Origin of the sequence: Candidatus Binatus sp., assembly GCF_030646925.1 — a bacterium.
Taxonomy (GTDB): Bacteria; Desulfobacterota; Binatia; order Binatales; family Binataceae; genus Binatus.
The window spans coordinates 1-21,010 of record NZ_JAUSKL010000042.1 but is presented as its reverse complement, the minus strand read 5'-3'; the positions used below and the strand labels follow the sequence as shown (position 1 = coordinate 21,010).

Annotated in this window: 22 protein-coding genes; 8 read left to right on the top strand and 14 right to left on the bottom strand. The window is 61.9% G+C overall.

All coding sequences use genetic code 11. The features are described 5' to 3' along the window. Window positions 1-115 precede the first annotated feature (115 nt). The 3 genes from Q7S58_RS22095 to Q7S58_RS06965 are packed head-to-tail and all read left to right on the top strand — an operon-like array spanning window position 116 to window position 1,120. Window positions 116-460: a type II toxin-antitoxin system RelE/ParE family toxin gene (locus Q7S58_RS22095; RefSeq protein WP_370655467.1), complete on the top strand. Its 345-nt coding sequence runs from the start codon at window positions 116-118 to the stop codon at window positions 458-460. A gap of 10 nt (window positions 461-470) precedes the next feature. Then, window positions 471-803, top strand: coding sequence for a helix-turn-helix transcriptional regulator (locus tag Q7S58_RS06970; protein WP_304822570.1), 333 nt, complete (start codon window positions 471-473; stop codon window positions 801-803). 20 nt (window positions 804-823) lie between these two features. After that, window positions 824-1,120 (top strand): hypothetical protein, encoded by a 297-nt coding sequence (locus Q7S58_RS06965; protein ID WP_370655472.1) that lies wholly within the window; start codon window positions 824-826, stop codon window positions 1,118-1,120. Between the two features lie 164 nt (window positions 1,121-1,284). Here the strand turns inward: Q7S58_RS06965 and Q7S58_RS06960 are convergent, their stop codons facing one another. After that, window positions 1,285-1,644, bottom strand: a complete 360-nt coding sequence (locus Q7S58_RS06960) for a hypothetical protein (RefSeq protein ID WP_304822567.1) — start codon at window positions 1,642-1,644, stop codon at window positions 1,285-1,287. Between the two features lie 855 nt (window positions 1,645-2,499). Between Q7S58_RS06960 and Q7S58_RS06955 the strand changes: the two genes are divergently transcribed. Next, window positions 2,500-2,994 (top strand): Hsp20/alpha crystallin family protein, encoded by a 495-nt coding sequence (locus Q7S58_RS06955; protein ID WP_304822564.1) that lies wholly within the window; start codon window positions 2,500-2,502, stop codon window positions 2,992-2,994. Between the two features lie 87 nt (window positions 2,995-3,081). Here the strand turns inward: Q7S58_RS06955 and Q7S58_RS06950 are convergent, their stop codons facing one another. The 8 genes from Q7S58_RS06950 to Q7S58_RS06915 form a co-directional block, all read right to left on the bottom strand. Next, a complete protein-coding gene (locus tag Q7S58_RS06950) occupies window positions 3,082-3,336 on the bottom strand; it encodes an acyl carrier protein (protein ID WP_304822561.1) in 255 nt (84 codons plus the stop codon). Further along, on the bottom strand, window positions 3,333-4,574 hold the full coding sequence (locus Q7S58_RS06945) for a dihydrolipoamide acetyltransferase family protein (RefSeq protein ID WP_304822558.1): 1,242 nt from the start codon (window positions 4,572-4,574) through the stop codon (window positions 3,333-3,335). The genes Q7S58_RS06950 and Q7S58_RS06945 overlap by 4 nt, the downstream gene beginning before the upstream one ends. After that, window positions 4,567-5,547, bottom strand: coding sequence for an alpha-ketoacid dehydrogenase subunit beta (locus tag Q7S58_RS06940; RefSeq protein ID WP_370655471.1), 981 nt, complete (start codon window positions 5,545-5,547; stop codon window positions 4,567-4,569). The genes Q7S58_RS06945 and Q7S58_RS06940 overlap by 8 nt, the downstream gene beginning before the upstream one ends. A gap of 17 nt (window positions 5,548-5,564) precedes the next feature. After that, window positions 5,565-6,497 carry a pyruvate dehydrogenase (acetyl-transferring) E1 component subunit alpha gene (pdhA, locus tag Q7S58_RS06935; RefSeq protein WP_370655470.1) on the bottom strand — a complete coding sequence of 311 codons (933 nt, stop codon included), beginning with the start codon at window positions 6,495-6,497 and terminating at the stop codon, window positions 5,565-5,567. A gap of 72 nt (window positions 6,498-6,569) precedes the next feature. Next, on the bottom strand, window positions 6,570-8,333 hold the full coding sequence (gene acsA / locus Q7S58_RS06930) for an acetate--CoA ligase (protein WP_304822550.1): 1,764 nt from the start codon (window positions 8,331-8,333) through the stop codon (window positions 6,570-6,572). Window positions 8,334-8,456: 123 nt separating this feature from the next. After that, window positions 8,457-10,163 carry an alpha/beta fold hydrolase gene (locus tag Q7S58_RS06925; protein WP_304822548.1) on the bottom strand — a complete coding sequence of 569 codons (1,707 nt, stop codon included), beginning with the start codon at window positions 10,161-10,163 and terminating at the stop codon, window positions 8,457-8,459. Between the two features lie 11 nt (window positions 10,164-10,174). Then, the gene (locus Q7S58_RS06920) at window positions 10,175-11,185 is read right to left on the bottom strand and encodes a phosphotransferase family protein (protein ID WP_304822545.1); all 1,011 of its coding nucleotides are present in this window, start codon (window positions 11,183-11,185) and stop codon (window positions 10,175-10,177) included. A gap of 81 nt (window positions 11,186-11,266) precedes the next feature. After that, a complete protein-coding gene (locus Q7S58_RS06915) occupies window positions 11,267-11,917 on the bottom strand; it encodes a glutathione S-transferase family protein (RefSeq protein ID WP_304822542.1) in 651 nt (216 codons plus the stop codon). Window positions 11,918-12,037: 120 nt separating this feature from the next. Here Q7S58_RS06915 and Q7S58_RS06910 point away from each other — a divergent pair, with 120 nt between their 5' ends. Continuing rightward, window positions 12,038-13,324, top strand: coding sequence for a tetratricopeptide repeat protein (locus tag Q7S58_RS06910; RefSeq protein WP_304822539.1), 1,287 nt, complete (start codon window positions 12,038-12,040; stop codon window positions 13,322-13,324). A 37-nt stretch (window positions 13,325-13,361) separates the two neighbouring features. Continuing rightward, window positions 13,362-13,757, top strand: a complete 396-nt coding sequence (locus Q7S58_RS06905; protein ID WP_304822536.1) for a nitroreductase family deazaflavin-dependent oxidoreductase — start codon at window positions 13,362-13,364, stop codon at window positions 13,755-13,757. 1 nt (window position 13,758) lies between these two features. On the opposite strand, the gene Q7S58_RS06900 is transcribed toward Q7S58_RS06905, so the two are convergent. The 5 genes from Q7S58_RS06900 to Q7S58_RS06880 all read right to left on the bottom strand — a co-directional run bounded on the left by Q7S58_RS06900 (window position 13,759) and on the right by Q7S58_RS06880 (window position 19,028). Beyond that, window positions 13,759-14,985 (bottom strand): CaiB/BaiF CoA-transferase family protein, encoded by a 1,227-nt coding sequence (locus tag Q7S58_RS06900; RefSeq protein WP_304822533.1) that lies wholly within the window; start codon window positions 14,983-14,985, stop codon window positions 13,759-13,761. Window positions 14,986-15,085: 100 nt separating this feature from the next. Continuing rightward, the gene (locus Q7S58_RS06895; protein WP_304822530.1) at window positions 15,086-16,621 is read right to left on the bottom strand and encodes a glycosyltransferase family 39 protein; all 1,536 of its coding nucleotides are present in this window, start codon (window positions 16,619-16,621) and stop codon (window positions 15,086-15,088) included. Window positions 16,622-16,656: 35 nt separating this feature from the next. Continuing rightward, window positions 16,657-17,838, bottom strand: a complete 1,182-nt coding sequence (locus Q7S58_RS06890; protein ID WP_304822527.1) for a GNAT family N-acetyltransferase — start codon at window positions 17,836-17,838, stop codon at window positions 16,657-16,659. A 49-nt stretch (window positions 17,839-17,887) separates the two neighbouring features. Then, window positions 17,888-18,376 carry an Rrf2 family transcriptional regulator gene (locus Q7S58_RS06885; protein ID WP_304822522.1) on the bottom strand — a complete coding sequence of 163 codons (489 nt, stop codon included), beginning with the start codon at window positions 18,374-18,376 and terminating at the stop codon, window positions 17,888-17,890. A 37-nt stretch (window positions 18,377-18,413) separates the two neighbouring features. Beyond that, window positions 18,414-19,028 (bottom strand): riboflavin synthase, encoded by a 615-nt coding sequence (locus Q7S58_RS06880; RefSeq protein ID WP_304822518.1) that lies wholly within the window; start codon window positions 19,026-19,028, stop codon window positions 18,414-18,416. A gap of 169 nt (window positions 19,029-19,197) precedes the next feature. On the opposite strand from Q7S58_RS06880, the gene Q7S58_RS06875 reads away from it, so the two are divergent. Both Q7S58_RS06875 and Q7S58_RS06870 read left to right on the top strand, forming a co-directional pair. Next, window positions 19,198-19,932, top strand: a complete 735-nt coding sequence (locus tag Q7S58_RS06875) for an HAD family hydrolase (protein ID WP_304822515.1) — start codon at window positions 19,198-19,200, stop codon at window positions 19,930-19,932. A gap of 17 nt (window positions 19,933-19,949) precedes the next feature. Continuing rightward, on the top strand, window positions 19,950-21,010 hold a 1,061-nt coding region (locus tag Q7S58_RS06870), incomplete at its 3' end, for an alkyl sulfatase dimerization domain-containing protein (RefSeq protein WP_304822511.1).

Below are 21,010 nucleotides of genomic sequence, written 5' to 3'. Positions count from 1 at the left end.
GAAATCCGCGTAATCTGCGGTTGCATTCGGATCGGGATTTTCCGCTTCGCTCCGAATGACAGAGGTACGCCGCGGACGGTCCCGATTTGTGTTCATGTCGGATTTGACATAGGCTATGCCGATAAAGGCTCCCGATAAGCCGCTGGTTTGGCTGCACGGCGAGATCAAGACGCCGCCATTCACAACAGAAGCTCGGACAGAAGCGGGAGTCCTGTTGAGACGTTTGCAACGGGGTGAACTCATTGCTCTGCCGCATTCTCGACCGATGCCTTCAATTGGAACGAGATGCCACGAATTGAGGGTCCTGGACGGTGACAAAGCTTGGCGACTAGTCTATCGAATCGACAGCGATGCAATCGTCCTCGTGGACGTGTTCATCAAGAAGACCAGGCAGACACCATCTCAAGTCATCGAGCGGTGCAAAGCGCGATTGCGGCAGTACGACGAAATCGCAGGATAGGTGACTATCGATGAAAAACACGAAGAGAAAACGACTCGAATCCGCGGGATGGCGAGTCGGCAGTACGGCAGAATTTCTTGGTCTGAACGACGAAGAGGCTGCGATTGTTGAACTAAAGCTGGGGCTGGCGGATGCGGTTAAAGAGAAGAGGGTGAGCCGAAGATTGACTCAGGAGCAACTGGGAAAGTTACTCGGGTCGAGCCAATCCCGAGTAGCGAAAATCGAGGCAGCAGATCGCTCCGTAAGCATAGATCTCATGGTTCGCTCTCTCATACGGATGGGTGCCAACCGCAAGGAAGTTGCCTCTTATATCGGAGCGTCGGGCCGGAGTCGGGCCGCCTAGCCGGCTACGAGCAGAAGGCGATCGAGACGAGCAAGGCGCGCGGCGCGCTACTGCCAATCGCGACACGGCACGGCAAAGACGGCGCGGTGAAAATCCATCAGGATGCGACCCTGTCGGTGGCGAGCCTCGCGGCAGGCGCGGCGCTCGACATCGCGCTCGACGCGAATCGGCACGGATGGCTGCAGGTGGCGCGCGGCAGCGTCGCGCTGAGCGGGATATTGCTCGCGCAGGGCGACGGCGCCGCAATCAGCGGCGAAGCCCGGCTTAAAATCGCCGGCGGGAGCGACGCCGAAATCCTGTGGTTCGATCTGGCCTGAGGAAGGGGTTACTTGAGCCGCGGATCTGCCCGCGAGGAGGTTAACCCGCGGCACTTTTCCTACGATCATTCGCTTGCGCCGCCGCGAGTAGGTCGGAAGTGGTGATCGCGCCAACGAGTTTCCGGTCCTCGACTACCGGGCGCGCACGCAAACCGTCTATTCGGTCACTTCGATTTTTTCTTCGCCTTGCTAGGCGCGGCCTTCACCGTGGCGAGCAGGGCGCCGTCGTCAGCCGACCACGAGAAATGCGAGCGCCCGCCGAAGGCCTTCTCGACCTCCCGCGCGATTCGATGGGCCAGCTTTTGCGAGGTTGTCAGCACTTCGAGCGTCTCGCCATTCCAGTTGGTTGAGACGATCCGGCGCTCGGGCTGCGTAACCTGTGCGCGCCGTTCCACATTTGCGATCCGGGCCGAAATTGCATCGCGACTTGCCTTGTCGCCGATGGTGATCAGCACCTGGCCGTGATACTCGCCTGCCTCCGACTGCGCACATCCTGGGCACGTGACCCAGGGCGCCTTGTCCATGACCTCGGCGGTTAGCCGTCGGCCGCGCCGCCAGGCTTTCGCCGAGTACACAGCGCCGCAGCGGTCGCATATCGAGGGATCTTTGAAGCTTTGCTTGCGACCCACAGCCGGAGTCTTGTCCGACTGCGTCCCACGCCGATTCCCGGCTCGTATCAATGCTTTAGTCATCGTGTTCTCCGCGCAGCCGCTGCTTTGCTGGTTCCGGAAGAGGAACGCGGCTGGTAGTGCGCAATTTTATTGTAGATGGCGATCACGATCCCGTAGAGCCTTTGGCCTGTGGCGCTCGGATACTGCCGCCGGGCGCGTGCTTTCGCGCGCTCCCACGCGATCTCGTCCTCGGGCGTTCTAACCACATTCACCGGCATCTCGTCGAGTCCTGCGAAGCTTTAAGCTACTGCTATGCCAACGCGGTATTGAATTGGCGCGCCGAGTCTCAAGACGTAAACTCTTCTGCCGCAAGAGTTTAGATCCATGAACCCGATCGACTCCCAGATTGACATCGCGCCCGTCCCCTTTCGCAGAATTGGCTGAGCCCTTTGGTGCCAGCGGATACGCTCCCGTGACGCGATCGGCTACATCGCCTCGCGACGCATCGTCTCCAATCGCCTGATCTGGGATGGCGCACTGCTTGCTGTGGCAGACATCAGTCTCAATTTGACACAAAAAGACGGAGGACCGAAACATTGGAGCACAAACAGCGCGGCGGGTGAGCGATGCGGAGATCGCGCAAGGTTTAAACGGTTCGAGACGCAAGCGAGGCCTGGCGTCGATCAAATAAGCAAAGCGCTCAGAGAATTGTTCTCCTGACTTTGCTCGGTCACTCAACATGCCGATTTCAACCGAGGAGCTAGGACAATGGCATTACCGGAGAAATGGAATCCGTCGCGAGAGCTGGAGAGACTCCGGCATGAGTTCGACGATCTGCTGGAACGGCTCGGCTTCGAGCACGGCGGACTGTTCAAGGATTGGCAAACGACTGCGTTGCGACCGGCAATCGAGTCGTTCGTGGACGGTGACAAGTACACGGTTCGCGTGGAGTTGCCCGGCATCGCCCCGAAAGACGTTGACATCAAGGTGGTCAGCGGCGTGCTCACCGTCAAAGGCTCGCGCGAGGAAAAGCACGAGACCAAGAAGCGCGACTTTTTGCGCCGTGAGTTTCGTTACGGCTCTTTCGAGCGGGCGATCACGCTGCCCGAAGGAATGAAGGCCGAAGACCTGAAAGCCACCTTCCATGACGGCGTCCTCGAGCTCGTGGCGACGATGCCGAAAGAGGCGCTGCCGAAGGAGGTCAAGGTTCAGATTCAGATCGGCGAAGCAAAAAAACCGGACAACGATCAGAAAGCTCCGTGACATCGAGCGGTCGCGCGTCGCGCCGCTGGAGGTGTTAGTCCGGCGGCCCCGGCCATCGGAACGAGCGACCTCCCCGGATTCCGACTTCTATCTCTCCTGGCGGGTGCGCGAATGCAGATAGGCCACGCACCCGTTCAAGCTGGCCATTTGCGGATAGTCGGCTTCCGGAATATCGACTCCGGTCGCTTCGTGAATAGCGATCGCGAGGTTCAGGATGTCCATCGAGTCGAGGTCGATTTGCTCGCGCAGATCGACCGCCGGATCGATTTCACTCAGCTCGACCTCAGGCGCGATCCGGTGTAGCTCGCGCAGAAAGAGCGCCTTTATCTCCTCGTCGGTCACAGCTTCTCCGGCTCCTGCAGCAGACGCTCGAGGGTTGCGACAAACAACCCGCCTCGATGGCCGTCGCTCGCGCGATGGTCGCCCGACAGGCTCGCCATCACCACCGGCCGCGCGCCGACCATCCCGCCGCTAGCCCACGGGCGCTCGACGATCTTGCCGAAACCGACCAGCGCAACCTGCGGCGGATAGATGACTCCGAAGACGGTTTCGACACCCTGCTCACCGAGGCTGGTGACTGTGATTGTCGCGTCGGCAATCTCGGAACTGCGAAGCACTCCCGCGCGCACGCGCTTAACCAGATCGCGCAGGCTCACCATGATCTCGCCGAGGCCCTTCTTATCGACATCGTGAATCGCCGGTGCGATGAGACCGCCCTGGCGCAGCGATATCGCGACGCCGACGTGAACCGCCTCGCTCGGCTTGAACGCGCCGTCGATCCAGAAGCCGTTCATCTCGGGTATCTGACGGGCCGCGAGCGCAACGGCCTTCAGGAGCAGGACGGAATAGAGCAGCCGGTCGGTCACCGGACGCTTAAGATTTTCCACCTGGAGCCAGCCCGTTGCGTTGCTCATGTCGATGTGAGTGCCGAGGTAGTAATGAGGTATCTCGCGTTTCGAGCGGGCCATTGCCGCTGCGATCACTTTGCGCATCGCGGCGCGATGGTCGATTGGCGCGGCCTTCGGCGGCGCCGTTGGCGCCGGCCCCGCAATCGGCGCCGCAACCGCGGGTTCAGGAGCCGGCGGCGGCGGAGCCTTCGCGGCGCGCTCGACATCGGCTTTGGTAATCGCACCCTCGGGACCGGTGCCCTGGACAGTCGCGAGATCGACCTTCAGATCCATCGCGACGCGCATCGCGAGCGGAGAAATACGTGGGCGATGGGGCGGCGCAGGTATCGGTGTCGGCCTTGCCACAAGCGGAGGAGTCGGTGGAGCGAGCGGGCTAACTACCGGCGCGGGCGCCGCGGGTTTCGGCTTCGCCTCGGGAACGGCAGTGACTGCCTCGCCATCAGTCGTGAGCAGGGCCAGCAGTGTACCGACGGGAACCTTTTCTCCTTCCGGCACGACGATCTTTTGGATGACGCCGGCCAGGAAAATTTCCACCTCGATCGTGGCCTTCTCGGTATCCACGACCGCAACAATATCGCCGCGCTTCACCACGTCGCCCGGCTTCACCAGCCATTGCAGCACCGTGCCGACTTCCATATCGGCGCCGAGCGAGGGCATCAGAAAATCAGCCATGACCGCCCATCATCCGCGTCACCGTCGCAACGATCGTAGCCGCCTGGGGCAGCGCGGCGTCTTCGAGCTGTTTAGCGTAAGGGATCGGAACTTCCGCGCTGCAGATCCGTTCGACCGGCAGATCGAGTTCGTAAAATGCTCCTTCCATGATGCGGGCGCTGATCTCGGCCGAGATGCTGCCGCTGCGCCATCCTTCGTCGATGATCACCGCGCGATGCGTGCGCATAACCGAATCGAGAATCGTCGTGGTATCGAGCGGCCGCAACGTCCGGAGATCCACGACCTCCGCTTCCACCCCCGATGCTGCAAGATGCTCGGCGGCTAGCATTGTCTTGCCCAGCGTGCCGCCGTAAGTGATCAGGCTCACGTCCGTGCCTGCGCGCCGGACCGCGGCCTTGGAGATTTCGACGGGAACCGCATCGGCGGCGATCTCGCCCTGCATGTTGTACAGCGTGCCATGCTCGAAAATCAGCACCGGGTCGGGATCCTCGAGCGCCGTCCAGAGCATCCCGCGTGCGTCCTCGAGCGTCGCCGGCGCCAGCACCTTGATGCCCGGGATGTGCGCGTACCATCCTTCGAGGCTATGCGAATGCTGCGCCGCGAGCTGCCGCCCGGCGCCGGTGGTCATCCTGATCACTAGCGGAATGTTGAACTGACCGCCCGACATGTGAAGGATCGTCGCCGCGTTGTTCACGATTTGATCTAGCGCCAGCAAGCTGAAATTGACCGTCATGATTTCGACGATCGGCCGCATACCGTTCATCGCCGCGCCGATTCCGGCGCCGACGAATGCGGATTCGGAAAGCGGCGTGTCACGGATGCGATCGGGGCCGAATTCCTCGAGCAACCCTTTGCTCACCGCGAAGCATCCGCCGTAAGCGCCGACATCTTCACCCATCAGGAAGACCCGCTGATCGCGGATAAGCGCATCGCGGATCGCCTGACGGATCGCCTCGCGATAAGTGATCTTTATTTTCTGCGCGTCCGGGCTCACTCAGGCTTCTCTGCCGAGTACGCGAAACGCGTAAGCTCTTCGATCGGCTCGAAAGTCCCCGCCTCGGCGAAAGCGACCGCTTTTTCAATCTCCGACGCGACCTCATCTTCGATGCGCTTCATCTTCGCGTCATCCAAAACGCCCTGTGTTGTCAGACGATTCTCAAAGGTCGCGATCGGATCGAGTTTCTTCCATTCCTCGACTTCGCGCTTGTCGCGATAGAGCTGCGGATCGTACATCGAGTGCGCGCGGAATCGATAAGTCCGGAATTCAAGGAAGCACGGCCCTTCACCGGAGCGCACCGCGAGGGTGGCTCGCTGCGCGGCTTCCTGGCACGCGACTACGTCCATCCCATCGACCGGCCAGGCCGGCATTCCGTATGCGGCAGCTTTCAGGCTCAGATCGGTTTGCGACTGCGCCCGCTTGAGCGCGGTGCCCATCGCGTAGAGATTGTTCTCGCAGCACAGCAGCACGGGGAGCTTCCACAACGCTGCGAGGTTCATGCATTCGTGAAACTCGCCCTCGGCCACCGCGCCGTCGCCGAAGAAGCACGCGGTCACGCGCTGGCGATGTTGCAGCTTGTCGGCTAGCGCGATGCCGATCGCGAGCGGCAGCCCGCCCCCAACGATCGCATTGCCACCGTAAAATCGCGCCGCCGCGTCGAACAGATGCATCGAGCCGCCACGGCCGCGGCTGCATCCTTCCTGCTTGCCGTACATCTCGGCCATGATCGAGTTGGCCGAAACTCCGCGCAGCAGCGCGTGTCCGTGCTCGCGATAGGTCGCGACGACATTGTCTTCCGGCGTCAGCGCGTGCATCGCGCCGACCGCGACGGCTTCCTCGCCAATATAGAGATGGAGAAATCCGCGGATTTTGCTCGCGCTGTACAGCTCGGCGCATTTCTCCTCGAAGCGGCGGATGCGGACCATGTCGCGCAGCAAAGCCAGTGCGTGCCCTGCTTCAACGTTCGCTGTCGGTGTGATTGGTTGTAGCGCCACGTTCTACTGACTCTCCAGGGTCGAGGTGTCGCCCTCGGGAAGGCCGAGTTCGCGTGCCTTGAGCAGTCGGCGCATGATCTTTCCGCTGCGGGTCTTCGGCACGTTGGCGATGAAGTCGATTTCCTTAGGCGCAACCACCGCACCCAACCGCTTGCGCGCGAAGCCGAGCAGCTCGCTGCGAAGCTCGTCGCTCGCGACGAACGCCGGCTTGAGTGAGACGAAAGCCTTCACGATTTCACCGGCCATCGGGTCCGGTTTGCCGATGACGCCCGCCTCCGCAACCGCCGGATGCTCCAACAGGGTGCTTTCGACTTCGAAAGGCCCGATCAGATGACCCGACGATTTGATCACATCGTCGGCGCGGCCAACGAACCAGAAGTAACCGTCGCCGTCGCGCCGCGCGAGGTCGCCCGTGAGATACCATCCTCCCGCGAAGCATTTGCGATAGCGCTCTTCTTCGTTCAGGTAGCCGCGAAACATCGACGGCCAACCCGGCCGCAGCGCGAGTTCGCCTTCGACTCCGGCTTCGCGAATTTCTTCGATAGTGCCGTCCTCGCGGCGACGCACGATGCCTGCCTCGATGCCGGGGAGCGGGCGTCCCATCGAGCCCGGCCGAATATCCATCGCGGCGAAGTTTGAGATCATGATGCCGCCGGTCTCCGTTTGCCACCAATTGTCGTGAATCGGCAAGCCGAATGCCTCCTGTCCCCACACCACGGCTTCCGGATTGAGCGGCTCACCGACGCTGGCGATAAAGCGCAAGTGGCGAAGATCGTACTTGCGGATCACCTCGGTCCCAATCTTCATCATCATGCGCACCGCGGTCGGCGCGGTGTACCAGACAGTTACCTTCTGCTTCTGCAGCAACGCGTACCATCGTTCAGCATCGAATTCCGCTTCATCGATGATGCTGGTGATGCCGTTGGTGAGCGGCGCGATTATTCCGTATGAGGTGCCCGTTATCCATCCGGGATCCGCCGTGCACCAAAAAATATCGCCGGGATGAAAGTCGAGCGCCAGGCGGCCAGTCACATGATGCGCTACCACGGCTTGATGCACATGCATCGCGCCCTTGGGCTTGCCGGTGGTGCCGCTGGTGAAGTGAAGCAGCGCGAGATCCTCGGGATCGGTCTGCGGGATCTCGAAATCGTCGCTCGCTTCGTTCATCAACTGACCGAAATCTTCGGTGTTGGGGATCGCGCGAATCTCTTCGGGACTCCCGACCAGCAGCACGTGCCGCAGCCCAGGTAGCGAGGCGCGGATGCCGGCGATTTTGCGTTTGTAAAGTGCAACGGTAGTCAGCAGCACCCGGCCATCGCCGATGCCGATCCGTTGACGGATCGGTTCCGGGCCGAACGCAGAAAAGAGCGGGCAAAAGACGTTGCCATTCTTCAGCGTCCCAAGCGCGCTGATATAAAGTTCCGGAATACGACCAGCCAGCGCGAACACCCGCTCGGCCTTGCTAAGACCCAGGCGGCGGAGCAGGTTCGCGAAACGGTTAGTGAGCAAGCGCAGGTCAGCGTAGGAAAAATCGCGAATCTCGCCGCTTTTGGCGATCCATCGCAGCGCCAAGTGATTGCGCAGCGCGCCAGCCGCGTGACGATCGATCGCCTCGTGCGCGATGTTGAGTCCGCGGCCGCCCGGCAGGCCATCGAGTTCGCGCTGGGCCGCATCCCACGAATATCCGGCGCAGACCTTTTCGTAGTCGATGAGATTCGGGGCGACCGCCCATCCGCCTTTCGGCTTTTCGATGGCCTTCGAAATCATTTGCAGACCGGTACAGCGAAGACTGTGCCAGAGTCTATGCCCAACGTGAAGGGAGTTTGAAGCTCGGGGGTGTATCCGAACGCAACACCAATCGCGGTGCGGACTTGGAACCGCAGAGTCAGGCTAGTGATGCTCGTGCACGTAGATGCCGGGTGCGGGCGTCGTCGGCTTGTAGCGATCGCTGCCGAGCGATTTCGGCGCCGGACGTTCCTCGCCGGAGCGCGCGCCGACCCACTTAATCCAGTGATCCCACCAGGTGCCCTTGTTCTCTGACGCGCCCTTCAGCCATTCGTCGGCATTCTCAGGCAGCTTCCCGCCGACATAGTAGCGCGCTTTGAAATTGCCCGGAGGATTCACCAGGCTCTGGATGTGTCCGCTCGAGCCGAGCACAAATTCGATCCGTCCGCCGAAGAGCCGCGTCGAGCGATAGCACGAGCGCCACGCGCAGATGTGATCGGTCATGCCGGCGACGAGGTACATGTCGTTCTTGACCGCCTTCAGATCGATCGGCGTGCCGAGAATTTCCACCTCTCCGCTTTTGGTGAGCGGATTCTTCAGAAACAGTTCGAGAAATCCGGCGTGCAACTTTGCAGGCAGATTGGTCGAGTCGCTGTTCCAGTAGAGGATATCGAACGGCGCGGGATCGTTGCCGAGCAAGTAATTATTGACCCAATAGTTCCACACCAGATCGTTGGGACGCAGCCACGCGAACACGCGCGCCATGTCCGCGCCGTCGAGGATGCCCTTTTGCGCCGAGCGATCGCGCGCCGCCTTGATTGCGTCTTCAGTGGCGAACATCCCGGTCATCGAGGGCATGCTGGTGTCGAGCATCGTGACGAGCAACGTCGCGGAGTTCACGCGGCGATCGCCGCTGGCGGCGAGATGACCGAGCATCATCGAGGTCGTGATACCGCCGGCGCATACGCCGAGCACGTTGCAATCCGGACTGCCGGTGATTTCGCAGGCCGCCGCGATCGCGTCTTTGCAGGCGGTGACGTAATCGTCGAGGCCCCAGTTGCGATTCTCGGGCGTTGGGTTGCGCCAACTGATCGTGAACATCGGAAGGCCGTGCTTGACCGCATACTCGACGAAGCTGCGGCCGGGCGCGAGATCCATGATGTAGAACTTGTTGATTTGTGGCGGGATGAAAACCAGCGGGCGCTGGTAAATGTTGTCGGTCGCGGGCGCGTACTGAATCACTTCGCAGACGGGGCTGCGAAAAACGACGGCGCCGGCAGACACGGCGAGATTTTTGCCGACCTGAAACGGGCGCTTATCGACCTGCTCGGGCATCCCGCCGTTGTTCCACAGATCGGAAAGAAAACTGCCGATGCCGCGCACGACACTCTGGCCGGCGGTATCGAACGCGCGTTTCAGCGCACTTGGATTGGTGAAGAAAAAGTTGGTCGGCGAGAGCGCCTCGGTGATCAGCGTGAGGGCGAACTTTTGCTGTTCGACTTCCTGCCAGTCGACATCTTCGTCGTTGACGAGATCATGCATCGCAGTGCGCCACGCGAGATAGGACTGCATCATGCGGCGATAGGCGGGATGCTCCGACCATGCGGGATCGGCAAAGCGCTTGTCGCCGGGCTCGGGTGCGACGGACGAAGCGCCGGCGACGATCTGGCCGAGTTCGAGCCATAGCTGGAATGCGCGCGAACCCACGGCGGTGGGCTGCCCGGCCAGATTCCGCATCAGCATCGTGAGTGTGCCGACCACCTGCGTCGCGTCGAGGCCGACGAATGGATTAGCGCCGAGGATCGCATTGAGCGCGGGATGATTGTCTTCGGGCGTCTGGATCTCAGCGTAGCGTTTGGCGGTCGAGTCCATGTGCGATTTCCTCAGCCGAGCATTTCAAGGCCGTGCTCGAACATCCGTGGCGCGGACAGCGCGGTTTCCTCCCACTGTGGGTCTTCGCGCTTGCCGCGCCGATGCAGCATCAGATTGAAGCACGTGATCACGCCGAAACGGTAGCCGGCAAAAGAGCGGAACCAATTGACCTCGTCGCGACTCACCGGAAAGCCGGTCGCCGCGGCGTACGTATCGACGATTTCATCGGCGGAGAGCGGCGAGGTTGCGACCAGATCGCGGTTGACCCAGCTTGCGGGATCGGAGAAGAAACAAATCCAGCCGAGATCGAGCAGGGTTGCGCCGCAGAGCGCGATTTCCCAATCGATCACGCAGACCGGGCGCTCTTCATTGAAGAGCACGTTGGACCACTGGAAATCGCCGTGGACGCATCCGATACGCGCGTTGTCGGGCAGGCTCGAGCGCAGACGCTCGCGCAGTTCGGGGGCGCGCGCGACGACGGCGGGATCGAGCGTCGGGCGGTCGAGCAGGTAGTCGAGCCGCTTCATCTCTTCGCTCAGCGGAAACGGCTCGCCGAACGCATACACGCGCGGCTGCCACGGCAGATTATGCAGCGCGGCCATCGTCTCGACGCCCTTGCGCGCGAGGCGCTGCAGATGCGGGCGGGGCAGCATCGATTCGCCGAGCTTGAAGCCGTCGAGGAAGCCGACGACGAAGTACGGACGATCGAAAAACTCAGGCTCGTCGCCATGCCATAGCACCGGCGGGACCGGGACGCGCGTGCCGGCGAGCGACGCCATGATGCGCGCCTGCCGCTGGATATCCGCGGGGCCTGAGATCTTCACCGCAGGCGCGGCCATCCGCACGACGAATTTGCCGGCGGGCGTCGCGGTCGGCGTGCTGCGCTCGAGGATAAAGCTGTAGCTGAAGCCGGCGTGGCCGGGCAGCGTCTCGAGCGAGTGCGCGCTCGCGCCGGGGTCGCCAGTTTTCGCGCGCACCAATCTGGTGAGCTGGGCGGTTACTTGCTCGATATTCGCAGCCATATTCGATCTGACGCCGGCATCTTCAGCGATCAATCGCGCGAGACACACAGGCTAAAGCCTGTGCCACTAGGATCAAGTTGCTCAGCCCTTCATTCCGTTTTGCGCGGACGCGGGATGGAGACTCGATTTAGCGCTGGGCCGCGAATCGACGCGCTTGAACCACGCATTGACGTTCTTCAGCGACGGATCGATTTTCTGGCCGACGCCGCCGCCGAAATCGAGCGCGGCGAACAGAATGATGTCGGCGATCGTGAACCGGTCGCCGGCGATATACTGCTTGCCCTCGAGCAGGCCGTCGAGCCACTTCAATTTGTCCTGCACGACTAGCTTCAGGCCGGGCGCGGCTTCGGGCAGGATGCGCATCCGGTTCTTGAACAGCTCGGCGCCCTCGGCGAAGCGAAAGCCATTGTACATATGCTCGGTGATCTGCAGCTCGACGCGGCGCTGCCACATGCGAGCCTCGGCGCGTTCTTCCGCGTTGGCGCCGATCAGCGCAGGCGTCGGATGCTTTTCTTCGAGGTATTCCCAAATCGCGACGGTCTCGCCGATACACTTGCCGTTGTCGAGTTCGAGGGCGGGCAGTTGTCCGCCGGGATTGCGATCGGTGTATGGAGGCTTGCGATTTTCCGCGCCCATCAGATCGACGTTTATAGTGGGAATCGTGATTCCCTTCTCGGCCAGGAACATGCGCATCGCGCGCGGATTGGGTCCGAATGAATCGTAGAGTTGCATTCTGGTCACCTCGCGAAGAGTTGGAGTACGCGCGCACTATACCGCATGGCGCGTGGAATCGGGTAGCCGTACATTGGGGCGAGTTGCGCTGGCTGAACGCGCTCATGTAGGAATTTGCTCATGCGATTCTGTCCGCAATGCGGCGCGCCGCTGATGGCCCAGGCGAAGTTTTGCGTGGAATGCGGACGTTCGATAGCGGGCGCCGCCGCCGGAGCAGGCGAGGGCGCGGTCGGCGTGCGTACGACGCCGATAACGACCGCATTCGTCGCGGTGTTCGCCGGGATTACGATCGTCGGGCTGGGCGCCGCGGCGTGGATCATGCTGCGCACGCCGGAGGTGGTGCGCGAGCAGGTCGCGAGCGCGCCGGTCGTCGCGTCGGCGGGCGTATCGACGCCGGCGTCGGGCAATCCGCCGAGCGGCGCTACCACGGCGAATCCCGCGCCGGGCGGTAAGAGCGCGGGCGAACTGCCGCCGGGGCATCCGAAGATCGAACTGCCGACCGAAGCGCGAACATTTATCGACAAGATCGAAAAAGAGGCGCGCGCCAAGCCGAGCGACGTCGCCGCGTGGAACAAGCTGGGCGCGGTCTCGATGCGTGCGGCGATGTTCGATTCGAGCTACTACGCCAAGGCCGAGGAAGCGTACGCGCATGTGCTGAAATTGCAGCCGGAGAACCTCGACGCGCTGCGCGGAATCGGCGACATCGACTACGACAAGCAGCATTACGACGAAGCCGTGGCGGCATACGAGCACTATCTGAAAATCAAGAGCAACGATCCGGAAGTGCGGACCGATCTCGGCACGATGTACCTTTATACGGGCAACGCGGACCAGGCGATCGTGCAATATAAGAAGGCGATCGCGAGCAAGCCGGAATTTTTTCAGGCCTACTACAACATGGGAATCGCGTACGCGCAGCAGAATAAAACTGCTGACGCGCGGGCGTCGCTCGAGAAGGCGCTCAAACTGGCAGCGGACGACACGGCGCGGAATCAAGTGAAGGAACTGATCGCGAAACTGAACAGCACGGCAGGATCGGGAGCGTCGGGGCAGCCGGCATTGACGACGTCGAGTACCGCGGCGGAAGAGCGTCCAGCGGAGGCGACCCCACCGATCGCGACGGCATCAGCAAAAGATTTTCACGGCGCGATCGAGCAGATGGTGCGCGGACTGCCGATCGCGGGAGCGAAGGTCGGCGCCGTCCAATGGCCTGACAAGCTCAAGGCCAAAGTCATGATGGACAACTTCCCGATGGACCAGATGCCGCCGTTCGCGAAGAGCAAGTTCCTCGGCGATCTGAAGGCCGGCATAGAGACCGCGAAGAAGCAGAGCCAGGTGTCGTCGAGTGTCGAGGTGGATATCGTGGACGGCGCGAGCGGGAAGGTGATGGAGACGATCACGCAGTAGAGCATCCCGCGCACCGATCCGGCAGGAGGCACAGACGATGGCGTCGAAAGCTTTCGAGCGACTCGCGCGCGTCGAGAATCGACAAACGCTGTGCCTCACGCACTATGGCCGCAAGACCGGGCGGCCTTACGACGTCACGATCTGGTACCTGGTCGATGACGGCAAGTTGTACGTGGTCACAGCGAATGCGAATCGCAACTGGGTGCGCAACGTGAAGGCGCGGCCGGCAATCTCGCTGCGCATTGGCCACGAGATCTTCAACGGCGAGGTGCGCGCGATCGTCGATCGCAACGAACGCGAGCACGTGACCGCGCTGGTCGAACGCAAATACTGGTTCGTGATGCCGATGCTGCGGCTCGGGCGGATGCTGAGTGCGATCGGAATCGTGCGCGACAGCAGCGCCGCATTCGAGGTGATCCTGTCGGAGAACTAGATCAGGCGGGGCCGCTTCGCAGAATTCCTTTCTGCTGCAATTCCTTCACGCGCGCGCTGCTGTAGCCGAGATAGTTGGTCAGCACTTCCTCGTTATGCTCGCCGAGGAACGGCGCCTGCAATTCGAGCTGTTCGGGAAATTCCGAAAATCGAAGCGCGAAGCCCGGCACGTCGAAATCGCCAAGAATGCGATCATGCACCGTGCGAACCGTCCCTCGCTCGCGCAGATGCGGATGCTTGACCGCCTCCTCCACCGACAGCACCGGCGCGTGCGGCACGCGCAATTCCTTCATCGCGGCCATCGACGCGTCGTCGCTCGGCGCCGATTGCAGCCACGCTTCGATCGTCGCCACCAGTTCTTTCAGATTCTTCAGACGGTCGGCGTTGGTCTTGAAGCGCGGATCAGTCGCGAGTTCCGGTTGGCCCATCGCGCGGCACAAATTAGAAAACTGATGCTCCAGCGGCGCGATAATGATCATGTAACGATCCTTCGCCTTGAAAATTCCCGCCGGCACCGCGTACCAGGAATGCAAGCCCGAACGCGTCGGATTGATTGCGCCCTTGCTCAAACTGAGCGATTGAATTCCCGACTCGTGGTAGTGAAAGTAGGTGTCGAGCAGCGACAAATCGAGGTACTGGCCAAGTCCGGTGCGCTCGCGATAGAGCAGGGCCGCGCAGACCGCACCCATCGCATGCGCGCCGGTGCTGACATCGCCTAGCGCGGTCATGATCACGTAGGGTGCGCCGTCGCGTTCGCCGCCCATCGAGACGATTCCGGCGTAGGCCGCGCCCAGGTAATCGAAGCCCGGCTCGTTTGCGAGCGGCCCGGTTTGTCCGAAGGCGGAAATCGAGCACATCACGACTTTCGGATTGATCGATTTGACCGTTTCGTAGTCGAGGCCGAGCCGTCCGATCACGCCCGGCGCAAAATTCTCCACCAGCACATCGACCTTCTCGATCAGGCCCTTGATAATTGCGAGGCCGTCGGGCGTTTTGACATCGACGCAGATTCCTTTCTTGCCGCGATTGTGCTGGACGAAGTATCCGCTGCGGCCGTTGATCATCACTTCGGCGGCGCGCGTCGGATCGCCGGCCGGCGCCAGCTCCACCTTGATCACTTCGGCGCCCATCTCAGCGAGCATCAAGGTGCAGGTCGGGCCCGCGACGATTTGCGTGAAGTCGAGAACCTTGTAGCCGTCGAGAACGTGCCGCGGTCGATTGCCGGCCATATCTGTTCCTCCTGCGAGCGAGCGAACTAAGCGGTTCTGACTTCTCTATAGCACCATCGCTACGAAAAAAAACTCAACCGGATTTAGCCGCGCGCATCGCTCAAGGGAAACTGCGTGACGCATACGATTTGCCGTGCTTGAGCACCACCAGATGCCGGCTGCCGTGATCGGAGGTCAGCACTGGTTCGAGATCGAGCGCCTCGGGCTCGCGCTTTTTCCACACGCTCGCGGGCACGATTATGTACCCCGGCGGCGCGTCGCCAAGCCGGCCCGTCAGCATCGGCGCGTCGCGACCCAGATAGAAGAGCAATGGCGCGAGTTCCTCCTTGAATCCGTACAGGTAGAGCGGTTCGTCGGCGCCGACCACGCGCGCGATTTCCTCAGCGGCGGGGCGGTAGCTGTCGTTGCGGCACGAGGCGACTTCGAGCGCCGGGATATAGACGAAATTGAAAATCGCGAGCGCGGCGCAGAGTGTGGCGAAACTCAAGGTTGCGATACGGCGCCATGGTGGCGACGGCATGCTGCGAATCCACCACGCCAGCATCACCGCCGACGCGGGCCATACCGGCAGCAGATACGCGCGGCGCTTGTACGCAGCGAGCGAGAAAAACACGATCGTGACGAAGTAGAAGATCGCGAACAGTCGCACCGCGGTGAGCGCGCGAGGCGTTGATACGGCCGAGGCTTCAGCGGAATCGCTCGCCGCGTCGAGTTCGCCGAAAAGTGCGCGGCGCAATCGAGGTGATAGCGCGGTCGCGGCGGCGACGGGAATAAAGAGACTGAACGGCGCCGAGTTCAGCAGGATCGGCTTCAAGTAATAGACCGGCGACATCGCGCCGAGCGAGCCGAAAAAGCGGCCGACGTTTTCGTCGCCGAGTTGGCGATCGAGGAATCCATAACGTCCGCCGACGTAGCACGCGAGGTACCAACTCGACGCCAATACCACGCCGAGGATGACGGCGCCCGGATCGAGCATCGCAAAGATTTGTCGCCACCGCCGCTCGACGATCATGAAAATCAAAATTGATAGTCCCGGAAGAAGCGCGCCGACCGGGCCCTTGGCGAGCACTCCCAGAGCCATCGCGAGCGCCATCAGGTAGAGTGCGCCGACGTTGCCTTCGACGCGTGCGCGCGACGCCAACGCGGTCGAATCGCGCGGCAGCCATCTCATAAACGCAAACAGCGCGAGCGTTTCGAAGAAGCACAAGGTCATATCGACGCGGCCGAAGCGCCCGAGGATCACGTACTGATACGAGCCCGCGAGTACCAGGCCGGCGAGGATCGCGCCTTCGATTCCAAGTATTCCGTACGCGAAGAGCATCGCGAGAATCGCGCCCGCGGTCGCATACAGCGCCGACGGAAATCGCAGGTTCGCCGCGGTGACCTTGCGGATGCCGGCGGCGTAATCGATCGCGGCGGCGCTCCAATGAAATAGCGGCGGCTTGTACATCGGGATACTGCCGTTCTCGAGCGGGAAGAGCAGTTTACCGTGCTCGACCATCTGCTGGACGAACACGCCCTCGACTGCTTCGTTGGCGTTGCAGACGTCGCTCGCGCCGATGCGATGAAACATCAGGACCGCGACGACGATCGCGACGATCGCGATTGCGGCGGCGGGCGGAATCGCTAGCGGCAATTTCGGCGTAGAAGACATCGCGGCGCCGAAAAACGTCAATCGAGAGTCGAGCGAAAGATCAGCAGGTGCTCGATGCGCGACGGATCGTAGCCGCGCCACTTGGCCGGCGAAACGTCTTCGGCGCCGACGCGATCGAATCCGAGCCGCGCAAAAAATCCCGCGACGCGCTCCTCGCTGGTGCATGCGAACACATACTTGAGGCGTCGCGCGCGCGCTTCCTTCAAGATCTCGCGCACCAAAACGGCGGCCACGCCTTCACCCTGGAAGCGCGTCAGCGTGTACATCGCGGTGATTTCGCCGGCCCGCTCGCGCCGATACGGCTCGGTCAGCAGCGAGCAGATTCCGGCGAGATGCTCGTCGCCGATTCGATAGCCGAAGCACGACGGCAAAATCTGCGCGATCTGATCGGGGCTCCGCGGCAGCAGGAATCCTTCGTTCTGGCCGCGCACGATCAACGCTTCGACTTCCTCGAAGTCGTCGATCGAAACCGGCCGCACGAAGCCGTACTGCAGCTCCGTGAAGAGCGTGCCGGCGCCGATAAAACTGAACAGCTCTTCGTAAACGTCGCGCGGCGCGACCAGGTTGACGCTCCCCACGCCGTCATCGAGCGCGGCGAGCGCGGCGCGCACGATGGCTCTGCGAGCGGGCGAGCGGATATCGCGCAGCATGCGCCCGATGCGTTTTTGTTCGACGAACGAGAGCCGTTCTCCGTTACGGCCGAGCAAGCCGCCGGCCCGATCCAGCATCAGCAGTTTGAAGACGCGAAGCCGGCTCGCGAGTTCGCGGGCGAAGACGGTGAGATCGTCGGCGTCGTCGCGGCTCATCGAAGCGACCACGATCGATCCCGCCCGCAGCCGCTCCCAGATTTCCGCGACTGCGGTGTCTGGCGGATACGGCCGCGAGCGCAATCCCTCGGACGGATTGAACACCGGCGGCGGTTCTTTCGGCGCGAGCCGTCCGAGCCGCCGCATCAGCTTGGGCAGCGCGCTCGGCGCGACGATCACGATACATCGCGTCTGATTGCGCCGGAGTTCGCGCAGCGTCTGCAGCAGCGAATCGAAGTCACCGATCCGCTGGCCGGCCGGCGGAATCAGCGCGAAGAGCAGACTCTTGCCGTAAAATTCCTCGAGATAAAAAGTCTTCTCGGTGAAGACTCGCGCGCCGCGGCGGGCGGGCGGTGCAACACTGACGATACCCGCGAGATCGTCTTCGCTCATATCGGACAGCGGCTGGGCCGAAGACGGCGATCGGTTCAATTCGGTCTGGCTAGGCGGGTTGGGATTTGTCGCGCGAAAGCGCGTCCGCCGCGAGCGAATCTGTGATGCGAAGCGCCGATTCCGACGGTGGCCGCGACGCGGCGATTTCCGCGAGCGTGGTATCCGAAAATACTTCGAGCAGGACGCGCTGGCCTTTTTCCCACACGCGGTACATCCGGCACGACGGCTGCAAGGCGCACGAACTGCTGCCGTCGGTGCATACGTTGAGCGTGATCGGACCCTCGACCGCCTCGATAATGTCGCGGAACGAAATCGAGTTGGCGTCGCGCGCAAGCTGATAGCCGCCGCCGGGACCGCGCCGCGCATGCACCAGTCCGCGCCGCATCAGGTCGCGAATCACCTTCTCGAGATAGTACTTCGGGATGTGCTCGTGCGCGGCGATCTCGGTACCGCGCGCAACGCCCGACGGCCGATCGGCGAGATAGATCATCGCACGCAGCGCGTACTCGATCTTCCTCGGTATCTGCATCAGGCTCATGCGTTATTCATGCTCTGCGACAGGGATTTCGCGCGATTCACGACGCCGTGCCGCGCGCCGTTTCGCGCGCGACCAGGATCCGCTCTACATATTTGACCAGCATGTCGGTCTCGATATTCACGCTGTCGCCCGCCTGCTTGAAGCCGAGCGTGGTGCATCTGAGCGTATGCGGGATCACCTCGACCGAAAAATTGCAGTCCTTGAGCGAGAACACGGTCAGGCTGGCGCCGTCGATCGCGACCGAACCTTTCTCAACCAGGTAGCGCGCCTGCGCGGGCGCGACTTCAAACGTGAAAAGTCTCGAATCGCCCTCCGGCTTGATCGAAACGATACGGCCGGCGCCGTCGACGTGTCCCGAAACCAGATGCCCGCCGAGCAGCTTGCCGAGCGTGAGGCAGCGCTCGAGATTCACGCGACTGCCCGGCTTCAACTCGCCGAGCCCGGTGCATCTGAGCGTCTCCGCCGAGACGTCCATCGCGAATCGTCCCGGACTTTTCGAAACCACGGTCAGGCAAGCGCCATTCACGGTGATCGAATCGCCGATCGAAATCTCGGCAACCGGCAGCGAAGTATGAATCGTGATCACGACGCCCTGATCGGTCGGCTTCAGGCTCTCGACGGTGCCGAGGTCTTCGATGATTCCGGTAAACATCAGTCCTCCGTGATCGACGATCGATTCGAGCGGTGGCGCTAAAAATCCAGAAAAATCATATCTTTTCGCGCCGCAGCCGCGCAACCAGCCTCGCTCATCGACTCGATTGACGGCGATTAATTCGAGGCGCGCTATGCATCGTCGGCGAGGTTCCTTAGACTTGAGGCGCATGACCAAGAGCACTCATCGATCGAAGAAGAAGACCGCCGAGCCGCACAACGCAGGCGACGAGAAAATCAAGGCGCTGCTGTTCGACTTTGGCGGGACGCTGGCATTTCTCGACTATGATTTATTGGCGCAGGAATTTTCGCGCGAAGGACGCAAAATCGATCCGCTCGCGCTCGAGCACGCCGAGTATGTCGGCCGCCAGAAGATCGATCACCTGCTGATGGCTGGCGAAAAAGATGTAATCCATGCCTACGCGCATTTTTTTCGCGCGTGGCTCGAAGCTGCCGGGATTCCCGCCGAGGAAGTCGCGGAACACGGCGAGCGCTTCGGCGCGATTCATCGCGAGGCCACGCTCTGGCGCGTCGTGCGGCCGGGCACGCTCGAAGCGCTCGAGCGGCTTAAATCCGCCGGCTACAAACTCGCGATCGTTTCGAATGCCGAGGGCCAGGTCGAGGCCGACACCAAACGATTTGGATTGGCGCCGTTCTTCGACGTGATTATCGATTCGCACATTGTCGGCGTCGCGAAGCCCGACCCGCGCATTTTTCAGATCGCGCTCGAACGCCTCGGCGTCGCGCCCGACGAGGTGCGCTTCGCCGGCGACATTTTCTCGATCGATATCCTCGGCGCGCGCGCGGCCGGAATCGAGGCGCGCCTGATCGATCAGCACGAGCGCTACCACTGGGTCGATCATCACAAGATAAGGCATATCGAAGAGCTGCATCCGCTGAAGTAGGCCGGGGAATTTCAACCATGGGCGCGATCCGCGATCAGTCCGAAAAAATGTTTACCGGCGAAATTACGACGCGCCAGGTTCATCCGCTGATGCCGACCGGCGAGTATGAGGAAGTCGCCGACGGCGTGATGTTCTACCGATGGTTCGCGAACGTCACGGCGATCAGGACGCGCGAAGGATTGGTGCTGATCGATACCGGCGCCTACTTCAATCAGGATGCGACCCTCGAACTGCTCCGGAAATTCTCGCCCGATCGCGTCAACACCGCGATCTACACTCATGGGCACGTGGATCATGCATGCGGGATGCCGGCGATCGCGGCCGAAGCGCAAAGAAACAAGGTCGCGCGGCCGCGCGTGGTCGGACATCGCGCGATCGCAGCGCGCTTCGATAGGTACAAACGGACAATTGGCTATAACAATGTAGTCAATACTCGCCAGTTCAATCGCCCTTCGGCGTGGCCGACTGAGTATATCTATCCTGATACTTACTTCGATAATCAGTTGAGTGTAGTTGCGGGCGACGACAAGTTCGATTGTCATCACGCGCGCGGCGAGACCGACGATCACTGCTGGGTGTATATTCCGCAGCGCAAAGTCCTCTGCACCGGCGATTTGATCATCTGGGCGGCGCCCAACGCCGGCAATCCGCAGAAGGTCCATCGCTATGCGCGTGAATGGACCGAGGCGTTGCGCACGATGGCGCGGGTTGGCGCCGAAGTTCTTTTGCCCGGTCATGGCTATCCGGTGTTTGGCGCGCTCCGCGTCCGCCAGGTGCTGAACGACACCGCGAATTACCTGCAGAGCTTGTACGATCAGACCATCGCGATGATGAATGCGGGCGCGCCGCTCGACGAGATAATTCACACCGTCAAGCCGCCTCCGAATCTCGCCGGCAAGCCATGGCTGCAACCCGTGTACGACGAGCCCGAATTTATTGTGCGCAACATCTGGCGGCTCGAAGGCGGATGGTACGAAGGCGAGCCTGCGAATCTGAAACCGGCGACGGATGCGGAACGGGCGCGCGAGATCGCGGCGCTGGCGGGCGGTGTCGCGCCGATCGTGGCGCGCGCGATCGA